General features: G+C 59.2%; 17 protein-coding genes, 5 pseudogenes and 1 other annotated feature. Of the genes and pseudogenes, 12 read left to right on the top strand and 10 right to left on the bottom strand.

The genetic code is table 11. The features are described from left to right. Positions 1 to 276: 276 nt before the first annotated feature. Positions 277 to 1,041: an SDR family oxidoreductase gene (locus NKG95_RS22955; RefSeq protein ID WP_353042633.1), complete on the bottom strand. Its 765-nt coding sequence runs from the start codon at positions 1,039 to 1,041 to the stop codon at positions 277 to 279. Between the two features lie 406 nt (positions 1,042 to 1,447). On the opposite strand from NKG95_RS22955, the gene NKG95_RS22960 reads away from it, so the two are divergent. Together NKG95_RS22960 and NKG95_RS22965 are read left to right on the top strand one after the other, a co-directional pair. Continuing rightward, a complete protein-coding gene (locus tag NKG95_RS22960) occupies positions 1,448 to 2,554 on the top strand; it encodes a mandelate racemase/muconate lactonizing enzyme family protein (RefSeq protein WP_353042634.1) in 1,107 nt (368 codons plus the stop codon). Positions 2,555 to 3,880: 1,326 nt separating this feature from the next. Continuing rightward, positions 3,881 to 5,112 (top strand): IS3 family transposase gene (locus NKG95_RS22965; RefSeq protein WP_353042635.1). Its coding sequence is split into 2 segments (ribosomal slippage): positions 3,881 to 4,169 and positions 4,169 to 5,112, totalling 1,233 coding nucleotides; the frame shifts between segments, so codons are not numbered across the junction. Further along, positions 4,165 to 4,281, top strand: a sequence feature (AL1L pseudoknot). Its footprint overlaps the gene before it by 117 nt. Positions 5,113 to 5,578: 466 nt before the next feature. Here the strand turns inward: NKG95_RS22965 and NKG95_RS22970 are convergent. The 7 genes and pseudogenes from NKG95_RS22970 to NKG95_RS23000 all read right to left on the bottom strand — a co-directional run bounded on the left by NKG95_RS22970 (position 5,579) and on the right by NKG95_RS23000 (position 11,711). Then, positions 5,579 to 6,774 (bottom strand): annotated as a pseudogene (locus NKG95_RS22970) (IS256 family transposase). A 139-nt stretch (positions 6,775 to 6,913) separates the two neighbouring features. Further along, a complete protein-coding gene (locus NKG95_RS22975; RefSeq protein WP_353042636.1) occupies positions 6,914 to 7,720 on the bottom strand; it encodes an SDR family NAD(P)-dependent oxidoreductase in 807 nt (268 codons plus the stop codon). Between the two features lie 136 nt (positions 7,721 to 7,856). Then, the gene (locus tag NKG95_RS22980; protein WP_502913977.1) at positions 7,857 to 8,462 is read right to left on the bottom strand and encodes an IS66 family transposase; all 606 of its coding nucleotides are present in this window, start codon (positions 8,460 to 8,462) and stop codon (positions 7,857 to 7,859) included. Positions 8,463 to 8,475: 13 nt separating this feature from the next. Beyond that, positions 8,476 to 8,802: an NIPSNAP family protein gene (locus NKG95_RS22985; protein WP_353042637.1), complete on the bottom strand. Its 327-nt coding sequence runs from the start codon at positions 8,800 to 8,802 to the stop codon at positions 8,476 to 8,478. Positions 8,803 to 9,195: 393 nt separating this feature from the next. Continuing rightward, on the bottom strand, positions 9,196 to 10,197 hold the full coding sequence (locus NKG95_RS22990) for an alpha-ketoacid dehydrogenase subunit beta (RefSeq protein WP_353042638.1): 1,002 nt from the start codon (positions 10,195 to 10,197) through the stop codon (positions 9,196 to 9,198). A 6-nt stretch (positions 10,198 to 10,203) separates the two neighbouring features. Continuing rightward, positions 10,204 to 11,220 (bottom strand): thiamine pyrophosphate-dependent dehydrogenase E1 component subunit alpha, encoded by a 1,017-nt coding sequence (locus NKG95_RS22995; protein ID WP_353042639.1) that lies wholly within the window; start codon positions 11,218 to 11,220, stop codon positions 10,204 to 10,206. 89 nt (positions 11,221 to 11,309) lie between these two features. Continuing rightward, positions 11,310 to 11,711 (bottom strand): transcriptional repressor, encoded by a 402-nt coding sequence (locus tag NKG95_RS23000; protein ID WP_353042640.1) that lies wholly within the window; start codon positions 11,709 to 11,711, stop codon positions 11,310 to 11,312. A gap of 245 nt (positions 11,712 to 11,956) precedes the next feature. Here NKG95_RS23000 and NKG95_RS34355 point away from each other — a divergent pair. From NKG95_RS34355 to NKG95_RS23040, 7 genes and pseudogenes are all read left to right on the top strand, one after another. Beyond that, positions 11,957 to 12,335: pseudogene (locus NKG95_RS34355) on the top strand (transposase); the annotation flags it as partial. 88 nt (positions 12,336 to 12,423) lie between these two features. Next, positions 12,424 to 13,046: pseudogene (locus NKG95_RS23010) on the top strand (transposase); the annotation flags it as partial. A gap of 75 nt (positions 13,047 to 13,121) precedes the next feature. Continuing rightward, a pseudogene (locus NKG95_RS23015) lies at positions 13,122 to 13,327 on the top strand (IS110 family transposase); the annotation flags it as partial. Positions 13,328 to 14,057: 730 nt separating this feature from the next. Next, positions 14,058 to 14,348: a site-specific integrase gene (locus tag NKG95_RS23020; RefSeq protein WP_353042641.1), complete on the top strand. Its 291-nt coding sequence runs from the start codon at positions 14,058 to 14,060 to the stop codon at positions 14,346 to 14,348. Further along, positions 14,345 to 14,575, top strand: a complete 231-nt coding sequence (locus NKG95_RS23025; protein ID WP_353042642.1) for a hypothetical protein — start codon at positions 14,345 to 14,347, stop codon at positions 14,573 to 14,575. The genes NKG95_RS23020 and NKG95_RS23025 overlap by 4 nt, the downstream gene beginning before the upstream one ends. Positions 14,576 to 15,556: 981 nt before the next feature. Next, the gene (locus NKG95_RS23030) at positions 15,557 to 16,237 is read left to right on the top strand and encodes a class I SAM-dependent DNA methyltransferase (protein WP_353042643.1); all 681 of its coding nucleotides are present in this window, start codon (positions 15,557 to 15,559) and stop codon (positions 16,235 to 16,237) included. Between the two features lie 372 nt (positions 16,238 to 16,609). Further along, complete coding sequence (locus tag NKG95_RS23040; RefSeq protein WP_353042644.1) at positions 16,610 to 17,371, top strand: SDR family NAD(P)-dependent oxidoreductase; 762 nt, start codon at positions 16,610 to 16,612, stop codon at positions 17,369 to 17,371. A gap of 259 nt (positions 17,372 to 17,630) precedes the next feature. Here NKG95_RS23040 and NKG95_RS23045 read toward each other — a convergent pair whose 3' ends face one another. Both NKG95_RS23045 and NKG95_RS23050 read right to left on the bottom strand, forming a co-directional pair. Then, entirely contained in the window at positions 17,631 to 18,059 is a 429-nt protein-coding gene (locus NKG95_RS23045; protein ID WP_353042645.1) for a transketolase C-terminal domain-containing protein, read from the bottom strand. An 84-nt stretch (positions 18,060 to 18,143) separates the two neighbouring features. Beyond that, entirely contained in the window at positions 18,144 to 18,488 is a 345-nt protein-coding gene (locus NKG95_RS23050; RefSeq protein ID WP_353042646.1) for a LysR family transcriptional regulator, read from the bottom strand. A gap of 328 nt (positions 18,489 to 18,816) precedes the next feature. On the opposite strand from NKG95_RS23050, the gene NKG95_RS23055 reads away from it, so the two are divergent. The 3 genes and pseudogenes from NKG95_RS23055 to NKG95_RS23065 form a co-directional block, all read left to right on the top strand. Beyond that, complete coding sequence (locus NKG95_RS23055; RefSeq protein ID WP_353042647.1) at positions 18,817 to 18,987, top strand: hypothetical protein; 171 nt, start codon at positions 18,817 to 18,819, stop codon at positions 18,985 to 18,987. 16 nt (positions 18,988 to 19,003) lie between these two features. Then, positions 19,004 to 21,085, top strand: a complete 2,082-nt coding sequence (locus NKG95_RS23060) for a prolyl oligopeptidase family serine peptidase (RefSeq protein ID WP_502913979.1) — start codon at positions 19,004 to 19,006, stop codon at positions 21,083 to 21,085. A gap of 137 nt (positions 21,086 to 21,222) precedes the next feature. Further along, positions 21,223 to 21,468, top strand: a pseudogene (locus NKG95_RS23065) (OmpW/AlkL family protein); the annotation flags it as partial. Between the last annotated feature and the right edge of the window lie 84 nt (positions 21,469 to 21,552).

The following is a 21,552-nucleotide window of genomic DNA, read 5'->3' on the forward strand; positions in this document are numbered from 1 at the left end:
CCGTCAACTCCCTCAGCTGCGTCAACCACCTCTTCAGAATTCATTTCATACCAGTAACCCGTCTCGCGCTATGAAAGATCAAAATCGATCGCGAACTATCAGACGCGGCGTCGGCCGGTTGGCGGAGTAATCTTCAAGCGTCAGAAGGCTAAAGGCTCCGGCTCAGAACGATCGCGAATAAAGCATGCGAAAGCATGCGGTTGAACGGCCGAGATTGATGACGGTCCTGTTTGCGTTGGCTTCGTTCATGCGACGGCTCCCAGTGCGACGAATTGTTCAGACGGTTGCACTCAGCCCGCCATCGATGACGATCAAGGCGCCGCTGACATAGGCCGCGCGGGCGCTGGCCAAGAATGCAGCAACTGCTGCGAATTCCGAGGGATCGCCAAGGCGTCGGGCTGGGGTCCTATCCTCGAGCGCTCGGATGGCTTTGGCATGGTCGCCGATTCGATTGGCTTCATGAATCGCGGTGCTGTGTGCTCCAGGAGCGAGCACGTTTACTGTGATGCTCTCCCCTGACAATTCTTGTACGAGCGTGTGGCAGTAGGGCACTAGCCCTGCTCGTGCGACACCCGACAGCGCGAAATGTACCGGGGTCCGGACAATAGCCTCGGAAGCGACCATCAATATTCGCCCCGCCCGCGAGCGCCGAAGATATGGCAAGGCAGCCGTAATTAGATTTATCGAAGGTAAAAGCACTCGGTCAAACGCATCGCCGAAATCCTTAGGCGCCATGGCCGACGGTGGCCCGGCAGAAACGCCGCCGCAATTCGTCACCAAGATATCGATACACCGAAAATGCTCTGCTGTTTCGGTAACCCAAGCTGCTGCATCCGCACAGTCAGTTACATCGGTCGCGCGCGCCAGCACTTCGGCGCCTTTGCTGCGCAACCGATCCACTGCTCTTTCTAGGCGCCCCGGATCCCGCCCGCAGATGGACAGGCGGCAGCCTTCATTGGCTAACTCCTCCGCTGTGGCCAAACCTAAGCCGCTGGAGGCGGCCGCGACCATTGCCATCTTGCCGTCAAGCCCTAAATCCATTCTTGCCTCCGACTTAATATCACGCTTCTTAGCACCGTTGCAGACAGCTAAGCATATGCCGTGCCAAACGAAAAACTCCGCTCAAACAGTGGGATAGCTCTGCTGATAAAACTTCGGTTTGCTATAGCCATGCATGATAACGACACAAATGTACGGAATCGACGTTATTCCGACGTCCTTCCGATAGGTGATCGGTCACCTTACGGTTCTGAAGACAGCGCTGGGTAAGCAACTTAAAGGTTTTGCCGCAGGCGAATTAGTCGTGCACAATATCGGTCGCAGCGTCCCCCGTGGGCAGATATTGTCACGGCACAACACGATTTTCTGCCGAAGGAACCGGCGGCAAGATCGTTGTGCTCGTGCCCTGACGTCCAAACCGACACTTCTCTTAAAAAGCGAGATAACCATGAAGATCACGGAAATCCACGTCTACGCACATGACCTGCCGGTCAAGAACGGCCCCTATGTTATGGCCAATGCCAAAGTCTGGGCACTGGACACCACGCTGGTCAAGCTGGTCACCGACACAGGCCTCGTCGGCTGGGGCGAAACGTGCCCCGTCGGCCCAACCTATCAGCCGCACCACGCCAGGGGTGCCCGCGCCGCGCTGGCCGAGATGGTCCCGGCGTTGATCGGCGCCAACCCACTTCAACCTTTGCTACTGCGGCGGCAGATGGATGGCCTGTTGAACGGCCATCGCTATGCCAAGGCGGCCATTGATATCGCGGCCTATGACCTGACGGGCAAGGCTTATGGAGTGCGCGTGGCCGACCTTCTGGGTGGGGCTATCACCGAAAACGTGCCCTCCTACTATGCCACCGGCGTGGGCGAGCCCGACGACATCGCCCGAATCGCAGCTGAGAAGGTGGCCGAGGGCTATCCGCGCCTGCAAATCAAGATCGGCGGCCGTCCGGTGGAGGCGGACATCGCCGTCCTCCGCAAGGTCTGGGAGGTGATCCGCGGCAAGGGGGTGCGTCTGGCCGCCGATGCCAATCGCGGCCTTACGACTCGTGACGCGCTGCGGCTTTCCCGGGAATGCCCGGACATTCCCTTCATCATGGAACAGCCCTGTAACACTCTGGAAGAGATCGCCGCGATCCGGGGGAAGGTCCATCACGGCATCTATATCGACGAGAATGGCGAGGATCTGGCCATCGTCATCCGTGCCGCGGGGACGGGCCTTTGCGACGGATTCGGCATGAAGGTCACGCGGATTGGCGGGTTGCATGCCATGGCCACCTTCCGTGACATCTGCGAGGCGCGCAGCATGCCCCATACCTGCGACGACGCTTGGGGTGGGGATATCATCGCCGCCGCCTGCACCCATATCGGCTCCACGGTCCAACCCCAACTGCTGGAAGGCGTTTGGCTGGCCGAGCCCTATATCGAGGGAACGTATGACCGCGAGGGCGTAAAGGTCGTGGGCGGCCACATCAAACTGCCCGAAGGGCCGGGCCTTGGGGTCGTGCCGGAAGATGGCATGTTCGGAGAGCCCGAATTTTCCGTCGGCTGAGTTTCTCAACGTTTCAAAATGAAGCTTGGCAGCTCCCGACAGTCCAACCCCCTTTTGTGAAAAGCCCTGCCATAAGATGGCGATGATCGTGCTGCCATCGCCATACTCCGGGCTGGCCGCTCATGCAGTCAACAGCCTGCTGCGCCTTGCTGGCGGCGGTGCAGACGGCCTGGAGTAATCTCCTTGAGGACCTTGAGCCACGGGGCGGAGACAGGCGGCATGATCGGGGCGCGGATTGTGGGCGATGCGCAGATTAGCCAGGACAAGCCCGCTGAGAATCTCCACTCACCATTCTTCGACGGCGTAAGCAGCCGATCCAAAGCGAACAGTGAGACCACGGTCGAGTCGATGCTTGTCGTCGCTGGCATCACGCGAAAACGGCGGGCTGATCCGAAGCCCGCTGCGAAGCGCTGGTTCAGATATCGAAAGGCCTGCTCGACACAAAACGCAGTTTTCCGGCACCCATGCGGCATATTGTCGGCAGCTATTGTGGGTCGACAGATGGCGCTTTAGTGATTCGAATTCTTTCCGTCCTCAAGGGAAATAATGTAGTCCGGTGTCACTGACTTCCTGATCTGACAACAGGCTTCACAGCGCGCCTACTCTTCTGCGGAGACGCCTCCGGCAGTGCCTTTCAAAGCGCGTGCACATGGCAGATCAAGTCAGCGAGATCCCGGCCAGAACTGGAGTTTTGGAAACATGGACTGAGACGACATGGGCGGGGAGCTCGATTAAGGTGTCGATGTTATTGGCGCCTTCTTCTGTCGGGAATCTTTCTAGGTGCGGCAGAATTCAAGCAGCGTGTCGCGTCATGTTACAAAAACGAAATCAGTTTTAAACACATCGTACAATCCATTAATATTATGCCAATCGAAATATAAAAAGGCATTTTTTTGCGTGCTGATTTAACTGCTATACCTGAATTGCTCAAGCGCCTGCGGAGCGTGTCGCTACATGACTGCCGGCGGCTCCTGGTCATTGCGAGCGCGATGCTATCGCGCCGGAGTGAGGGTCACCTACTAACCTAGCGAGTCGATTGCTGCAGTAAGGACATCGCGGAGGGCAGAGGCAACAGGAAGAAAACGACTACAATATCGAAGGGATCCTGACATGACCGAAGTTTACAACGTTTCCGATCGCCTGGACCGGTGAGATCGAAACCCCGCTTGTGCTCTTTCGCACGAAGATCCGTCCAGACTGGATCGACGAGTTCGAGCATGTCAATTTGGTCGATTATCTAACGATCAGCGATCATGCCAACTGGGCCCTTTGGAACTGAACCGCCCCGGGTTGATCGGAGGCTCCAACTCCTGAGAAGGTGGAGCCATGACAAGCAAGACGACCAACAAGTTCTCTCCCGAGGTCCGAGCCCGTGCGGTGCGGCTGGTTCTGGATCACGAAGGCGAGCATGCCTCGCGGTGGGCGGCGGTCTCGTCGATCGCCGCCAAGATCGGCTGCACGGCGCAGACGCTGCATGAGTGGGTGAAGAAGGCCGAGCGCGACAGTGGCGTGCGAGCCGGTGTGCCTACGGATGTGGCGACGAAACTCAAGGCTTTGGAACGCGAGAACCGCGAGCTTCGCCAGGCCAACGAGATCCTTCGCAAGGCTTCCGCGTTTTTTGCCCAGGCGGAGCTCGACCGCCGGTTCAAGCCATGATCGCGTTCATCGACGATCACCGCGAGGCGCATGGGGTCGAGCCGATCTGCAAGGTGCTGCCGATCGCCCCGTCGACCTACCACGACCATGTCGCCAAGCGCATCGATCCCTCCCGGCTGTCGGCTCGGGTGAAGCGGGATGAGGCTTTGAAGGATGAGGTCCGACGCGTGTTCGAGGCTAACTTCCGCGTCTACGGCGTTCGCAAGATCTGGCGGCAGTTGCAACGCGAGGGCTTCGATGTCGCCCGCTGCACGATTGCCCGCCTGATGAAGGCCATGGGCCTCGAAGGCATCATCCGCGGCAAGCCGATCCGCACCACGGTGAGCGACAAAGCGGCACCATGCCCTCTCGATCACGTCAATCGCCAGTTCCATGCGCCGGCGCCGAACATGCTGTGGGTCTCCGACTTCACCTACGTCGCGACCTGGACGGGCTTCGTCTATGTCGCCTTTGTCATCGACACCTATGCGCGAAGGATCGTCGGCTGGCGGGTGAGCCGGACGGCGCATGCCAGCTTCGTTCTGGACGCTCTGGAACAGGCTCTCCATGATCGGCGGCCCGTGCAGGGAGGCGGGCTCATCCATCACAGCGATAGAGGCAGCCAATACGTCTCTATCAGATACACCGAGCGCCTGGTGGAGGCCGGCGTCGAACCTTCGGTGGGCAGTGTCGGCGACTCTTACGACAATGCTCTCGCCGAAACGATCAACGGTCTTTACAAGGCCGAGGTGATCCATCGGCGCGGACCCTGGCGCTCATTCGAGGCCGTCAAGTTCGCCACGCTCGAATGGGTCGACTGGTTCAACAATCGCCGGCTGCTGGAGCCCATCGGCAACATCCCGCCGGCCGAAGCCGAAAAACGCTACTACGCCATGTTGGATGAACCAGCCATAGCCGCGTGACTCAAACGAAACGGCCTCCGGAAAACCCGGGGCGGTTCATCACTGGGTTTACCTGCGGTCTCCAGCCGCATTGCGCTCAGGGGAAATGTAAAGAGGCGCGTCATGATAGTGGGAATGGGCCTATTTGTTTAGTCCACTGGTCTAGCGCGGCGCGACAATGAAACTGCGAGGTGCATCATCAGAATTGTCGCGCCACTCCTATGATAAGGATCGGCTCGACCCGCCCGAGCAACCCTCGCACGCGCATGTGTAGAGCGAGCCACCTCACCGACAGAGGCGGACATACGGTCCTATGTATGGCAGCATTGGCAAGCGGCCACACCGAGTAGGTAAAGTCGCGTTGGGGTGAAGGTTTTTGGAGTTGTGTGCGTCAAGTTCTGCAAAAATGGCGTGGCAGTAGCTGTGACGTCGGCGTGTCCGCCGCGCAGCCCCCGTGTTTAGCGGAGCGGCGGACACACGGCGGTGCTCAGGCGGCCAATGCTCTCAGGCTCTCCTTCTTGTGCTCGCGCAGATGATCCATGTTGAGATAGCGGGTCGCCTCGAGCCAGTTCTCGTGGATCTCGACCGCCAATGCCCGAACCAGCCGCAGGCAGCTCCGCGGGTTGGGGAAGATGCGAACGACCAGGGTGCGCCGCTTGATCTCCTGGTTCAGCCGCTCCAGCATGTTCGTCGACTTCATGTGCTTGTGGTGGGCAAGCGGCAGCCGATAGAAGCTCAGCGTCTCCTCGATGTTGTCTTCCACCCAGTTGACCAGCTTCGGGTATTTGGCCTGCCATTTGGCGATCCACTGCGCCAGGTCGCGTTTGACCTCGGCAAGGTCGCGCCGGTCGTAGAACCATCTGAGCTCCATCAGGCAATCGTCGTCGACCTTGCGCGGCACGTAGTCGAGCGCGTTTCTGAGGAAGTGCACGTAGCAGCGCTGCCAGACCGCTTCGGGCAGCACTTCGCGGATTGCCGCCCTGAGCCCCGGATGGTCGTCGGAGACGACGAACTCGACGCCGGCGAGCCCGCGATTCTTGAGCCCCGTCACGAACTCGCGCCAGCTCGAATGGCTCTCCCGGTTGGCCAGCTCCACGCCCAGGACCTGGCGCCCTCCCAATCCACGCCGATCGCCACCAGCACCGCCTGGCTGGCGATCACGCCCGCCTCGCGAGCCCGTTCATAGCGCGCGTCCAAGATGAGATACGGATAGCTTTCCTCGAGCCGCTGCGTGAAGAACGCCTTGAGCGCCTCATCCAGCCGCATCGTCGCCTCGCTCACCGTCGAGGCCGAGAAAGAGTGGCCGCACAATTCCTCCGTCACCGCCTTCACCTTGCGGGTCGAAACGCCTTGTACGTACATCTCGACCAGCGCCGACACCAAGGCCTTCTCCGAACGCTGATAGCGCTCAAACAACTCCGTCGAGAACCGGCCCGTCCGATCCTGCGGAACGCGAAGTTCCAGCACCCCAACCCGCGTCACCAGCTTGCGCTCGTAATACCCGGACCGGTAACTCACCCGCTCCGCCGTCCGCTCGCCTTTCTCGGCCCCGATCGCCTCCGTCATCTCGGCTTCCAGAGCCTCCTGCACGACAGTCTGCAATACCTGGCGAAAGCCGTCCTCATCCGACAGCAGCAACGCTTTCAACTCGCCCCTGCTCAGTTTAACTTCTCGATTGGTCATGGCACTTCCCCTTCCACGGGAATCGGTGATTGCAACGTCACCACCGTGCCATGGCCGCTCGCCCTTCAGAGCAAGCGCCGTTCTCTCTCCAAAACTTTTTGCAGAACCTTCAGGACACTATCGTTTTTGGGCTGAGCTGCTATGGCTTGGTCAGCTTGGCTCGATACGCCTCGTCCAAGATGGAGGGCAGGGATATCTTCCTGGTTCGGGCGCCATCGACAGTGATCATTTCACCGCTAACGAAACTGGATTCGTCGCTGGCCAACCAAAGGACCGTATTTGCTACCTCTTTTGGGGATCCGATCCTTCCCACTGGGTGCATTTGCGCCAATTCCCGCTCGACCAAGTTTCGGTCCGGGTGGAGCTCGACATAGGTGCGGTTCAAGTCGGTCTCGATCCAACCGGGGCAAACGGTATTGCAACGTATTCCTTCGGGCCCTAGGTCGACTGCAAGTCCAAGCGTGAGACCGTGTACGCCGGCCTTGGTGGCCGCATATGCTGTATGCCAAGGGTTGACCATAAAGCCCTCGACGGACCCAATGTTCACGATCGTGCCCAAACCAATTCGTCTCATTTCTGGCGCCACATACTTAGCCATCAGAAATGGACCACGGAGATTGACCGCCATGAGTCGGTCCCAATCATCGACCGTCTGTTCGTCGATGGACTTATTCACGATGACACCGGCGTTGTTGACCAGTACATCGATCCTGCCAAACCTCTCAAGCACCTCGTCAACGAATGCACGAACCGACGCCTCGTTTGTGACGTCAAGATACAAAAACGAGAGCCTCTCGACGCTGCTGACAGGAGGGCAGGGCTCGTCAAACAAACAACCGACGACAACCATCGCCTCTTCATCAGCAAGCCTCTCGGCAATCGCCCGCCCTATGCCTCGATTGCCACCGGTAACGACGGCAACTTTGCCTGATAGCCGATTATTCAAGAACTCCTCCTATCCTGCTGTGAAGCCGCCATCTATCGGAACAGCAACCCCGGTAATGTGCTTGGCTTCCTCGCTCGCGAGGTACGCCGTCAAGCCGATTTCTTTCGGTGTAGCCACGCGAGCGAAGGGTGGGTCATCAGTGCCGCCGGCGACCGTCTTGCCGCCGGCCGATCGGCACGGTGATGTCGTCGTCGTGCCCCCCTCTGGCGGCCAGCACATTGGCTCGATCAAGGGCGTGAAGAGGTTGGAGAACAGCCGTGCAGGTGCCGCTTTGGTCGGCCAACGTGTACGTTAAGACGGATGCCTTCGCGCGCATAGCGTTCGCTCTTTGGTTCGATAGAGCGGCTGATGCTGACCGATCTGCTCGAACAGGATCATCGCCAACAGGTTCAGACCGGCAAGGCGGCGCCGGCAGTTGGCTGATCGTCTTGCACTGCCGGCACGGGAACGTCTCGTGCATCGCCTTGGTCACCTTCGACCGGCGCCGGATCACCATCAGCGTCTCGGTCACGTCCTCGGCCAGCTTCAACAGCTTTGCCGAACAGCAGCAGGGGCCGTTCTCCCGCGCGGCGATGACCACACGCTCGCGCGGCAGATGCTCGGGGGCGGCTTGCGCTCGAATATTTGACATCTCTCGTCTTTGCCACCGCTTTCTCGCCGCCAGTTCGTCCTCGGTGGTCGACGCCTCTAGATTCTTCAGCTGGAGCTCTAGTTGCTCGAGCGCGGCAAAGGGTCGGAGCATGAGCTCGCCTGCATTACCGTGTGAGCCACTCGGACTTGACGAAAGCTGGGCGCTTCAACGCTATCGACCGGCTCGTTGACAGCGGACCGTCTTGCTCGGTGCGAGCCGCGATTTCTTTCCATTCCGGCGCTTCGATAAACTGCTGCCAACCAATGCTCGCAGCCTTCCCGTCAGGCCACTCGACGACATACCAGATTTCGCCGCTCTCCGGCGCTTCCCAAAAGTCGATAAGTGCAATTCCTCTCTTCTTGAAGAGCGGCAAGCTATCGCGAGCAAACCGCTCTCGCATCTTATCCTTCATCCCAATGGTCGGTACGTAATGCCGCAATTCATAGATCATGGATCAACCTTGGCCATTTACAGGTCTGCTGACGACGGTAATACTTCTAGTTCAAATGGATCACTAGACTAGTAGACGTTCGTCAAGAGGAGTCTTTTTTCTTAAAATCACCCTTCAACTCGTTTGACGTCGCGACGGGTCCGACGTGCCGCTTCTCTACCGAACGCTCAGCAGGCCGTTTCACTTTCGGTTGCACCCGATTCGGTCAAGGGATCAAAGGTGCGCTCCATCCTTGAGCTTGGGGCGTCCTATCGCTATACAAAATCTCCTCGGCCAAGGCAGCGCGCGCGAATAGCGGATCTGACGAGTTGCGATTTTGACGAATTGCGGGAAAACAGCGCCAAGCAATCCTGCAGTTTTCGCTGCGGTCTTAAAATCAACGAGTTGAGAATGTCAGAGCAGCCGCCGTACGGCGGCGATGATGTGATCTTTCGTTGGGAAGAAATCCTTCTCGAGGGCCGGACTGAAGGGTACGTGAATATCTGGAGCGCTCACCCGCAGGATCGGGCGCTTCAACAGATCGAACGCCTCCTCCGCCATCACCGCGGCGATTTCACTTCCGACATTGCAGACGCGGTGCGCGTTCTCAACGATCACAAGCCGTCCGGTCTTGGCGACTGACGTTTTGATGGCCTCATGATCGAGCGGCTTCAACGTACGTGGATCGATCACTTCGACCGAAATGCCTTCCTCGGCGAGTGTGTCGACAGCTTCCATCGTCGGCCGAATGACACCGGCAACAGCGATAAGGGTTACGTCTTCTCCTTCGCGCTTCACATCCGCTTTGCCAATCGGGATTAGATAGTCCGGGTCTGTGGTCACATTGCCCTTGACCGGCCACAGGCGGGTGTCTTCGAAAACCATTACCGGGTCGCCGTCGCGAATGGCCGATTTCATCAGCCCCTTGATGTCGGCGGCGCTTGTCGGGCTGATGATCTTGAGGCCAGGCACATTCATAAAGAACGGATAAGGCCGGTCGGTATGCTGCGCCGCTAAGGACCCCAGCGAGTACATGCAGCAACGAAACACGATCGGGATGTCGATCTGACCTCCGGTCATATACCGCAATTTCGAGGCCTGGTTGATGATTTGGTCCGAGGCGAGATAGACGAAGCTGGAAACCGAGAGGTCTACGATCGGCCGCAATCCGTTGATGGCAGCCCCGATTCCGAGGCCGGTGAAACTGCCTTCTGAAATCGGCATGTTCCAAATCCGGTTCTTGCCAAACCGCTCAATAAGTTTGGCAGCGCCATGAACCGAGAGCTCCTCTCCCATCAGGACGACGCGCTCATCACGCTCCATTTCCTCCATCTGCGCCTGCACCAGGGCTTCAAAATAGGTCATCTGAATATGGGCGCCGGGGGTCGAGGCAAGCTTGTGGGCATCAGTTTCCATGTGGAATTAATTCCTCTCCAGCCCCGCCACAGAGCCGTGATGGCCTGCAAGGGGCGAGTTGAACATGTAATTAGGTAAGGTTTCGGGCAGAGGCGGGGGGCTGTCTAGACCAAATTGTACAGCCTGCTTCACGGCTTCGACGACTTCATCCTCGATTGCTCTCAGAGTATTCTTATTTATGCCTTCACCGAGGAGCACAGTGCGATATAGCAAAATCGGATCGCGGTTGCGTTTGTGAGCCTCGACTTCTTCAACCGATCGATAAGGCTCTCCCGGAATCACCATGCCGAAATCGTGCTCATCGAACCGATAGGTGTTAGCCACTATTAAAGTGGGCCCCTCGCCCGCGCGTGCTCGCGTGACGGCCTCTGCCACAGCTTCATAGACGGCGCCCACACTCTGCCCGTCAACCGTTACCCCTGGCATCCCGTAGCCCGCTGCCCGCAGCGCGATGTCCGGCTGCCCGTGGCTTTGCGCCACCGATGTGGTCATTGCATAGCCGTTGTTCTCGCAATGATAGATGACCGGAAGCTTCCATAGCGACGCCATGTTGAGACTCTCATGGAAGGTGCCCTGGTTCACCGCCCCATCGCCGAAGAAACAAAGGGTAACCTGATCGACGCCCCGCACGTTGGCGCTGAACGCACATCCTGTGGCAAGAGGGATGCCTCCTCCGACGATCCCCGATTCGCTGATGATCCCCACCGAATTGTCTGCAACGTGCATTGAACCGCCGCGTCCCTTGCAAATGCCGCCAGCCTTTCCCATCAGCTCGGCCATGAGCGTGTTCAGATCCGCACCCTTCCCGATCGGATGGCCGTGCGAACGATGGGTGCCGGTCATGGCGTCATCGTCCCGAAGGGCGAGACATGCCCCTACGGTAGCGGCTTCCTGACCCACGCTCGAGTGAAACCAACCAGCGATCTTGTCACCTTTGCACTGCCGCATACCCTCTTCTTCAAATCGACGTATGCGAAGCATCCGTCGGTAAGCTTCCAGTCTCTGATCACCATTTAATTTCATAATCCAAACGCTGCTCCAATATAGAATTAGAAGATGTCCTCCTGGGATGGCATAGCGCAGATCCTAATTTCCGGTATTCCTGAGCTTCGCTATCCGAACGAACAGTTGGTATGGGTGATCTGGGTGCCTTCGGGCAGCTCGGACAGGCCCTCTACGCCGATGGCCCTGAAAAGACATCGGCGATCCGCTTCTCGTCCTCGACGAAAAAGGTGATTGTGATCAGAAGTGCCCGCGTCGAAATAGGCGTGTGATGTGTCAACTCCGAGAATGCGTAAAGGCCCTGGTTCGCGGAACTGGTTCAGCGCGTTGTAAAAGGTTGCGAGTGAGACGCCGACCTTGCCCAGGGTGGCCCTTTGATTGATTTCTTGCGCAAGCACAAGCGGATGAAGATCGGTCACCCGCAAATCGGCCAGCGCCACGCGTTGGCCCGTCGGCCTCAGACCAATCACGCGCAATACAGCTACCGCGCACGGATCTCTGGAGTTGACCATGTCCTGATATTCAGAGGGAACAGAGACGGTCTTCTCAGACGCTTGTATGGGGCTTCGCGGTGTCAGCAATAGCCTTGTTCCTGTTTTCTACGTGCTTTCTGTGCTATAGAACCTGGAGCAAGCGCCGCGCCAATTGAATTAAGGCTCTGCAATCACATTGCTTTTGCAGCGACGAGACGTCGCCGGAACAATTCCGCGAACCTTCGTTTGTTCGAAGTTGGACACAATGTCGGAAGCCCAAACAAGCGTGTGGCATGAGCATGCGCGAGATCCGCAGCCATCTGGAGGAGCATTGAGGTCTCGCCGGAATTGATCCGGGCCGTCACCGACGCCGTCCTGGTGGAGGAGGCCGAATGACGGAATAGATCGCTCGATGCGGTCTATACACTCTTCTTCTTCGACAATCAGGGACGAAGGCATCGTGCGCAAGAAAGCCGTCTACATCGAGCTCAGCATTCCTGGCCGACGGGCTCGGCAGATACTCGGCATCATCGCCGACCGAGGTCGCCAAGCTCTCGTTGCTTGTCATAAACGAGCTGAAACCGTGGCGTCTCCGATATCCTGATCGCGGTCGTCGACGGCCTCAAGGGTTTCCCTGAGGCGATCGGCACCGTCTTTCCGCAGAGGCCGTCCAGACTGGTTGGAGTGGACGGCCTCCCACGGGATCGATGGGCCAGAATGAAGTCGTTGAAAACCTCAAGCAAAGGAGACGACGGGCTTGCCGGCGAGCGAAGGGGCGACGGGAAAGAAGCGCGGCCGCAAGGCCTTGCCGGAAAACCTGCCGCGCGAGCGCGTTGAGTATGACCTTCCTGACGACCAGAAGGCTTGTCCTTGCTGCCGTCATCAGATGCATCGCATGGGCGAGGCCGTTACCGAGCAACTTCATATCGAGGTGAAGGCGAAGGTCCTGCAGAATGTGCGGTTCAAGTATGCTTGCCGTCATTGTGAGCGTACCGGCATCAACACGCCGGTCGTGACCGCGCCGATGCCCGCCCCTTGCCGGGCAGCATCGCCACGGCTTCGACGCTGGCCTTCGCGCTCGTTCACAAATACGTCGACGGCACACCGCTCTGCCGCCTGGCCCAGGCCTTCGAGCGCGCGGGTGTTCCTGTCAGCCGTGGCGCTCTGGGTCACTGGGTGATCGGCTCGAGCGAAAAGCATCTCTCCCGCATCTATGGCGCGCTGAAGCTGCGGCTCAGATCGCAGCCCCTCATCCATGGTGACGAGACCACGGTCCAGGTGCTGAAGGAAATGGACAGAGCGGCCGCCAGCACCTCGTACGTGTGGGCATACCGGAGCGGCCACGACAGTGACGAGCCGATCGTGCTGCTCGATTAGAGGCCATCCGTCGAAAGCGCCCGCGTCAACGTGCAGGGAAAATAGCGCTCACCGTCAAAGCACGTCTTTCAGTTGCATGGTGTGAATGCAGCCGAAGATGTGGTGGTGCGCAAAAAGCTGCGGCGCAAGGAGATGTGACTTTCTTCGAGAAGGCGCCGCCAACGGTAGTCGCAATCGAAGCGTGCGGAGGATCGCACCATTGGGCCCGCCTGCTGCAGGCGCTTGGCCATGAGGTTAAACTGATCCCGCCGCAATATGCGAAACCGTACGTCAAAAAGATGGTCAGGTGAGCATATTTTTACTAATCGTGAGGTCGCAAGAATGTGAGGGAACGCGTGAAATCCGCACAATTCTGCCGTTGTCGAGGGATTTTGCTCCACATTATTCCGACGAACCTCTGCGGTCGTTTTGACCAGCAGAGGAGCCATTGATGTCGAAATCCGATTGCGAACTGATTACCGAGCTCAAAGCCGAACTGATGAGCCAACAGTACAGCCCGATGGTGGTAGGAAACTATTGTGCTTATGCGCGCGGGTTCCTCGACCATGTTGCCGGCGAAAATATCGTGGTCACGGATGTGACCGAAGCCCAGGTGGAGCGATATCTGCGCGATTCGGTCGCCCTGTTTCGGCAGCGTCGTGGTCGACGTCCCGGTCCGCGCTGGCACCAGATTCCGTGCGCGGGCATTCACGCACTGCTTCGGCTTGTGCAGGGGCAGTGGCCACCCGCCCCGAAAGCGACCTGCGCCGCCGATGCACTGCGATTTACAATCTGCAACGAATACGAGACCTGGCTTCACGAGGAGCGTGGCTTTGCCCGGCCCAGCATCGACGCGTTCTTGTGGGAGGCTCGACACTTCCTTGGCTGGCAACTCGAACGATGCGGTGTCGAAGGCCCCATTGACCCGAGCCTCGGCGACATCGACCGCTATATGGACCTGCGTGCGTTGAAGCTGACGCGCTGCTCGCTGAAATCTGTATCGGAGCGGCTTGGGACGACCCACGACCGATGCCAAGGAAAATCTTCATCCGTACGCGCGCGTACTATCGCAAGCTCGGAAAGTTATACAGCCTGGTCCGGCGGCGGCTTCGCGATGCCGGCGTCAACCTCCAGGCAAATGTGGACCACACATCTTCCGTCATGCGCGTGCGGTCGAGATGTTGCGCGCATCAGGTCCGCAGAAGGTCATCGGCGATTTGTTGGGGCATCGCCGCGTCGACGGCGCCCTATCTCAAGCTTGCCACCGAGGATCTCAGGGCCATCGCGCTCGATGTGCCGGGCGCGGAGGTGCTGGCATGACCGCTCGTTGGCCCGATCCCGATCGCACGACCATTGGCCGCTATCTCGCGCGCCTTGATCTGCGCAGCATGAAGAGCCGAGCCTGCTACCGCCAAGTCTTGCATGGCTTCCAAGATGTCGTCGAGCGCCACGGCGAACTCGGTCAGGACGTGCTGATGGCGTTGGCTGGAGGTTTCGGCCGAATGCCGGGCAGCGACGACGCTGTTACACCGTACCCGCATCATTGACCGGTTCCTCGATCACCTTCTGAAAGCCGACGCGATCGATCGCAATCCCATCACCACCCTGCGCGAAGCGTGCAATATCACGCAGTGTATGCCGGTCTGGCGCGCTCTGGCGTCGCGCAATCCGGAAAAGGCCTTTGCTCAATTGGCCACCACAGCCCTTCGGCAGCGTACTGGGAGAAGTCATGGCTGAGCACGTCACTCTGATGCGCAATCGGGGTACAAATACACCTCGCAGTCTGCGCGGTTGTTGAGGTTCGACCACTTCCTGCAGTTGAACCCGGCGCTCCAGGATCGACCTAAACCGTATCCTGGAATGGTACCGGGCGGGCATCAAATCCGCAGGGTCGTCTACCGTTCCTCGCCACTTACCTCGGTCATAGGATCATCCGACATCTCTTCCAGTTTGCCCCAGGGCTCGAAAGTGTATCAGAGGTCGACGCGCAAGGACCCGACTTACGCCACCTTCCAACGCCTCACCGAGGCTAACCTCCTGCGGGCTCCTCCCTTGCGAATTAGTTCCAATACAACGTTATCGCACGGGCGGGTTATTACAATGTTTTTACCCATATGTGTCAGTACATTCGAAATATCAAATTGTAACGTAACGTAACGTAAAATTCTCAAAAATAACCTTCTTGCTCCTGCATGCCTCTGGTACAGTCGCTCTTGAGAATACCAAATCGTCTTTCTGCTACCCGTCTTGGGAGTGTCGATGGCTTGTCGTGGAGACGTCGATCAGGACCGGCAGCAGCCAGGTCAGGAATTGCTGACCAACTCCGCCGGGCGGATCAAGCCGAGAGGGTGGACATATGTTTCCGCTAGAGGACGTTGACGTGATTACCTTCTGTCTAGACGCCTTCGCATGGTCAAACATCCATGCCCCGCATAGTGGCAAAAAGCAGTTCGTGGCTTCAGCCGCGGCCATAGCGCGCCCATGAATGCAGTGCCGCACCCCATCTACCCTTACACGGAGGAACTGTTGTGAACACCCTGGATCAGCAGACAGCAACGGAGCAAGCCGCACGAGAGCGCATGAAGGCATCCCATGCCCTTGATGGCGACGCCGGTCGCTTGGCCGACTTATATTGCGGATGGGCGAACTCCTTCGATCGGGATCAGGGCCACGTCGGGTACCGCGGGCCGGTGATCGTGGCGGAACTGGCAGGCGCCGTGCAGACGGCCTATTTGGACGGGCAGCGAAACGCCATCGCAATCCTGGACGCTGGCTGCGGAACAGGGCTCGTCGGCGTGGAACTGGAACGCCTCGGCTTTCGGTTGATTGACGGGTTCGATCTCTCCGAAGAGATGGCCGAAAAGGCCCGGCAAACCGGCGTCTACCGCCATGCCCGAGGCGATGTCGACCTTAACGGGCAGCTCTCCGACTATTCCAGCGCGAGCTATGACCTGACCGTCTGCTCCGGCGTCCTCACGCTCGGACACGTCCGACCGGATGGGTTGCGCGAGCTGGCTCGCGTCACCCGCCCGAACGGCTTCGTCATTGCAAGCACCCGCAAGAGCTACGCGGAGACGACATCCTTTGAAGGCGAGGTACGGCGCCTGCAGGATGAGGGCGTCCTTATACCGGCACAGTGTCTGAGGAACGGCAGATACGTCGCCGAGGAGGACGCACACTATTGGGTCTTCCGGGTGCCTGCGGAATGAGCTCTTGAAGGAAAGCCTGTTCTTGGGCCTCGATCACGCCTGCAGCGCCTTCGCCGAATGGGCGGAAGACTACAACCCCGGGGCTTCGCCGAGGTCTTCACCGCAGTCGGGCTCCGACGCTGCCTCAACGACGCTTCGCGCCTCTGCCCGCTGCTCAACCTGAGCCCTATAGCGTGACAAAAACGGCCGAGCCTCTAATCGCTTCTGGATCGAAGAGTGGCAGGTCACCGTCTTTGAGTCCTCGTATCTCGTGCCTGCGATACTGCGAACTAGTCAGCAGAAATTTTACGGCAACGGCTCACCGCACTTCAAAATGAATATTTGTGGCGGGAGCACTAGGATTTGTGATCGTGTCCAAGGATCAATCACTACATGACGCATTTCAAGAAGGTAGTTATCATTACTGGCGCAACGTCGGGGATAGGAGAGGCCATTGTCCAGGCCTTCGCCGCGACAAAGGCCTCACTCGTATTGGTCGGCCGCGATCGGGAGAGGGGCCAACGAGCCTTCGAGACGGTTGAGAAGCTGGGTTGTCCGGTCGAATTAGTGCTGGGCGATGTGGCTGACTCCGCCTTCGCCGATCAGGTGATCAAGTCCACCGTAGCGCGGTTCGGAAAAGTCGGCGTCTTGGTCAACAGCGCCGGGATCATCGGGCGTGGAAGCGCCGTCGATACCACGGATGACGATTGGCGCCAAACATTCGACGCCAATGTCAACAGTGTGTTCTACTTCAGCCGCGCCGCAGTGAAGTCTATGAGGAGGACCGGAGGCGGCAGCATTGTGAACATAGCCTCGAATGTGGGGCTGGTTGGCTGTTCCGGGCTGGCGGCCTATTATGCCGCCAAGGGCGCGGTCGTTCTGCTGACACGCGCCATGGCCCTTGATCACGCCAAAGAGCAAATCAGCATCAATGCCGTCTGCCCTGACGCCGTTAATATGCCCATGCTTGTGTCTGCCCACAGCGAGCCAGTTAGCGTGGATGAGGTCCTGCAAAGGCATGTTGATTCAATACCCCAGGGCAGCGTGGCGAGTCCGAAAGAAATTGCGCGCTTGACGGTGTTCCTCGCGAGCGAGGAAGCCAGGCACATCACGGGCGTTGCCGTTCCAATAGATGGCGGCTTCACGGCAGGATAGCAGGAATTTTTGAGGAATCGGCTATCAGGCAAAGTCGCCGTCGTTACCTGTGGCAATCGAGCGCCTGGCTGGGACGTGGCGCCCGCTCGTCAAGGACTTCGAGGCTACCATCCAGCGCCGAGGCGTGCATCTTCAGCGTGTCGATCCGCCTCATGCTTCGCCGCATAGCAGCTTCGCGTCGTGCGAAACCGAGTTTCGAATCAGGCTCACATTCCACTGGAGGGTAGAATGAAGTCCATTCTGTCGGAGACTTGAGATGTCAGAGCAGCCGCCGTCCGGCGGCGATGGTGTGATCCTTCGTTGGCAAGAAATCCTTCTCGAGGGCCGGACTGAAGGGTACGTGAATATCTGGAGCGCTCACCCGCAGGATCGGGCGCTTCAACAGATCGAACGCCTCCTCCGCCATCACCGCGGCGATTTCACTTCCGACATTGCAGACGCGGTGCGCGTTCTCAACGATCACAAGCCGTCCGGTCTTGGCGACTGACGTTTTGATGGCCTCATGATCGAGCGGCTTCAACGTACGTGGATCGATCACTTCGACCGAAATGCCTTCCTCGGCGAGTGTGTCGACAGCTTCCATCGTCGGCCGAATGACACCGGCAATGGCGATAAGGTTACGTCTTCTCCTTCGCGCTTCGCATCCGCTTTGCCAATCGGATATTAGATGGTCACGTCCAGCAAACATCGTCCGAACCCATAATGGCTGGCGATAGCCGCACCCTATACTTCGGGCGACGCAAAGGCGCGCGGGGCGACGGCATGCGCGGTATCAGCCAGATCCACGCGAACGCATCGGTGGAGGCAATTGTGACATCCGGGAACGACCGCCACGTTTAATGGTCTTGACCGCATCAGACGCCTTGGAAAAAATGCTTGCCAGCTCGGTGTAGAGGTCTTTGCCAGCGCTGGTAAGCACCACGCCGGTTCCTGGCCTCACGAACAGCGGAACACCGAGCTCGTCCTCAATGACTTTGATCTGCCGACGAATCTCTACCGCTGTCAGGTTCAGCTCGGAAGCTGCAAGCTCGATCGAAAGATGACGTGCCGATGCCTCGAATACCTCAAGGGCAGTTAGGACCGCGAGGGACGGGAGATTATAATAGCGATGGGCCATTGAACAATCCAATCAGATCGGCTGTTCGCGAACCGAACGACCGGATATCCACGTCGTCCTCTGGCCCATGAAGAACTGCCGCCAGTCTACTCGCGTTAAAAGCGAGACTGATGAGCCGCCACTAGGCTCCGCGACGGAGCTGCAGCCATCGGCCGTGACCCACGCAACTTACGTGCCGGCTGGCGCACCGTTGGGAGTTGCACTAAGCGTCCACATCACCACCCGGCCCGCCCGACCGTTTAGTCGGGTTTCCGATATTCTTGTCCGGCTTCGGACAAAAGGTTTGTGGGATATCGTTGACGTTGACGGGGTGGGATCCGGTCACTGTATGGACGGCATGACGAATCCGGTTTCGCGGTTGAATGGCGCCCGTGTGCCTGCCGAGGTGGTCGGCGCGGGAGGTCCGGCACGAAACGTGGTGGCGACGCTGGCGGCGCTGGTGCGCGAGACGATGGGGCTGTTCGGGCAAGGCGGACTGACCGGATCAACCTGCTTTTAGGGAACCGCACCGGCCTCTGCGTCTCCCCTATCTTTGGCTCGAAGATGTAGAAGGCGAACGGGCACTTGCCTGGGCCGCCAGCCAGTCGGCCAGAACCCTGGGGCACTTCGGTGTAACGCAGTTCGATCGCGACCGTGACGCCCTGACAGCAATCTTCGACCGTCCTGACAAGATTCCCCTTGATCACCCGCCGCGGCCCGTACCTCTACAATTCTGGCAAGATGCCGGGAATCCGCGCGGACTGTGGCTCCGGACCACCCTTGCCGCCTACATGAAAGTGGATTCCCATTGGGAGCTACTGCTCGATCTGGACGCCCTCGCCGCTACCGAGGACTGGATCTGGCGCGGCGCGTCCCTTGAGCCGGAGAGACGGGAAAGAGCCGTTCTGGGCCTGTCGCGCGGCGGCAGCGAGGCGGTCGTGAATCGCGAATTCGATCTGGAGTCTCTTAGCTTCGTCGCCGACGGTTTCAACCTCGCGGAGGCCAAGGGCGGGGTTAATTGGCTCGACCCTGACAAGCTTCTGCTTTCTAGTGCGTTTGGTGATGGCATGGCCACCCGCTCCGGCTACGCGCGCACCGTACGGCTGTGGAAGCGTGGCGCGGATCCGCTCACCGCGCCGGTAATCTTCGAGACCGGTTCCGAATCCCTCGGCGTGTCCGGCCATTTGGACCGCACCGCTGAGAGCGAGCGCCTCTGGTTCATCGAGCAGTCGACCTTCTTGGAGAAGATCGGCCGAATCGGTGACAGGAGCGGGCCGAAGATGCGGATCGATCTTCCTCGGGACGGCTCGTGGAGCGGCTTCGGCGACTGGCTGGCGGTAAAGCCGCGCAAGCCATGGACAGTGGGAGGGATGACCCATGCCGCGGACGCGCTGATCGGTATCTCGCTTTCCTCTTTCATCGCCGGCGACCGCAGTTTTGCCATCCTCTTTGAACCAGGCGACGGGCGCTCCCTGCAGTCATTCTCCTGGAATAACGGGAAGCTCATTATCTCCTACCTCGTCAACCTCGATCCGCGTTTCGAGATGTTCACCCTCGACCGCCAGGAATGGACGCGCCGAGCGCTGGACACCGTGCCCGCCGAAGGGACTGTTCACCTTCGGTCGCTCGATGCGGAACGTCACGAGGTCAATGGAGAGGTCCTCATTTCGGCTCAGCACCCAATCACGCCGCGGAAGCTTCTCCTACTAGACCTCAATGCCGCGCCTCCTCTTGGCGCTCCAGTAATCCTGAAGCGCGACCCGGAGAATTTCGACGCATTCGGGTTGGTGGTGACGCGCCACGAGGCAGTCTCGACCGATGGTGAGATGATCCCCTATACGCAGGTCGGTCCGGCGAATGGGAACGGGGATGCCCCGGTTCACCTCACCGCCTACGGCGGGTACGGCAAATCGGTCCTGCCCCACTACAACTCCTCGCTCGGCCAGCTGTGGCTCGAACGCGGCGGCACGTGCGTGGTGGCGAACATCCGGGGCGGCGGCGAGTTCGGCACCCGTTGGCATGAGGCGGGGCGCAGGGCGGGCAAGCGTCTCGCCCATGACGATTTCGCCGCCGTTGCCGCCGACCTCGTGCGGAGGGGCATTACGCTACCGAGGCGGACTGCCGCCGAGGGCGGCTCAAATGGCGGCCTTCTGATCGCCAATATGCTTATCCGCTATCCTGAGCGTTTCGGCGCGCTGTTCTGCACAGTCCCGCTATCGATATGCGCCGCTACACCAAGCTTTTGGCGGGCGCGAGCTGGATTGACGAATATGGCGATCCCGACAAGCCGGAGGGATGGGTTTCCTAAAGGAAAATCTCCGCCTATCACGCCGCAACGCCGGGACAACCCTATCCGCCGATCCTGCTTGCCACCACGAAGCGGGACGACCGGGTCCACCCGGGCCACGCGCGTAAGATGGCGGCAAAGCTGCAGGCTCTTGGCTATCCCGCTTACTTCTACGAGGCCGGCGCGGGCGGGCACGGCTACGGCAAGAACAATCGGGAGCGGGCCGCATTCATTGCATTGGGCACCAATTTCCTTCGCAGTGCGATCGGCTGGCAAGCCGATGGCGTTCGATAGGTGGGCGGGACCCAGACAAAGAGCAACGTTTCAATAGGTGAGTACAGGTCGATGATTGCGAGCACGGCGCCAATAATATGTGCGCGGTCCCACGCAAACTGCGCATGAGCGCTCTGCCAATCTCACGCAATTCGAGCAAGACTTTTCGTTCTGAAGAGCAAGGAAACCAATATCATGGCGAGAAAGCGAATGCGCGCGGCACGGGGACTAACAGCGGCCGTTGTCCTCATCGTGATGGGACACCAGGCCGTCGCGGCGGACCTTGCGCAAGCCGCGAGCGTCCCGCAGGCAGGAGCCTCGGTCACGGAAGCGCCAAGCCCTTGACAGATCCGCCTGCGTGCGTTGGGGGTCGTCACTGAGGATTCGGGCTACGTCAAAGCAGTGCCCGGCTCCGATCTTTCCTATTCGAACACGGTGACATGGTCGACCTCTACTGCGCCTCCTTCTGGCAGATTCCGAAGCGGATCGTGCTCGACATCGACGACACGTTTGACGCCGTGCACG

Source organism: Mesorhizobium sp. M1423 (genome assembly GCF_040317575.1).
In the GTDB taxonomy this organism is placed as follows: Bacteria; Pseudomonadota; Alphaproteobacteria; order Rhizobiales; family Rhizobiaceae; genus Mesorhizobium.

Bases quoted from the DNA above. Each gene is read 5' to 3' on its own strand.
- NKG95_RS22955 (WP_353042633.1), bottom strand. From the start codon at position 1,041: ATGGATTTAGGGCTTGACGGCAAGATGGCAATGGTCGCGGCCGCCTCC.
- NKG95_RS22960 (WP_353042634.1), top strand. From the start codon at position 1,448: ATGAAGATCACGGAAATCCACGTCTACGCACATGACCTGCCGGTCAAG.
- NKG95_RS22980 (WP_502913977.1), bottom strand. From the start codon at position 8,462: ATGCTCCGACCCTTTGCCGCGCTCGAGCAACTAGAGCTCCAGCTGAAG.
- NKG95_RS22985 (WP_353042637.1), bottom strand. From the start codon at position 8,802: ATGATCTATGAATTGCGGCATTACGTACCGACCATTGGGATGAAGGAT.
- NKG95_RS22990 (WP_353042638.1), bottom strand. From the start codon at position 10,197: ATGGAAACTGATGCCCACAAGCTTGCCTCGACCCCCGGCGCCCATATT.
- NKG95_RS22995 (WP_353042639.1), bottom strand. From the start codon at position 11,220: ATGAAATTAAATGGTGATCAGAGACTGGAAGCTTACCGACGGATGCTT.
- NKG95_RS23000 (WP_353042640.1), bottom strand. From the start codon at position 11,711: ATGGTCAACTCCAGAGATCCGTGCGCGGTAGCTGTATTGCGCGTGATT.
- NKG95_RS23020 (WP_353042641.1), top strand. From the start codon at position 14,058: ATGCCAAGGAAAATCTTCATCCGTACGCGCGCGTACTATCGCAAGCTC.
- NKG95_RS23025 (WP_353042642.1), top strand. From the start codon at position 14,345: ATGACCGCTCGTTGGCCCGATCCCGATCGCACGACCATTGGCCGCTAT.
- NKG95_RS23040 (WP_353042644.1), top strand. From the start codon at position 16,610: ATGACGCATTTCAAGAAGGTAGTTATCATTACTGGCGCAACGTCGGGG.
- NKG95_RS23045 (WP_353042645.1), bottom strand. From the start codon at position 18,059: ATGTTTGCTGGACGTGACCATCTAATATCCGATTGGCAAAGCGGATGC.
- NKG95_RS23050 (WP_353042646.1), bottom strand. From the start codon at position 18,488: ATGGCCCATCGCTATTATAATCTCCCGTCCCTCGCGGTCCTAACTGCC.
- NKG95_RS23055 (WP_353042647.1), top strand. From the start codon at position 18,817: ATGGACGGCATGACGAATCCGGTTTCGCGGTTGAATGGCGCCCGTGTG.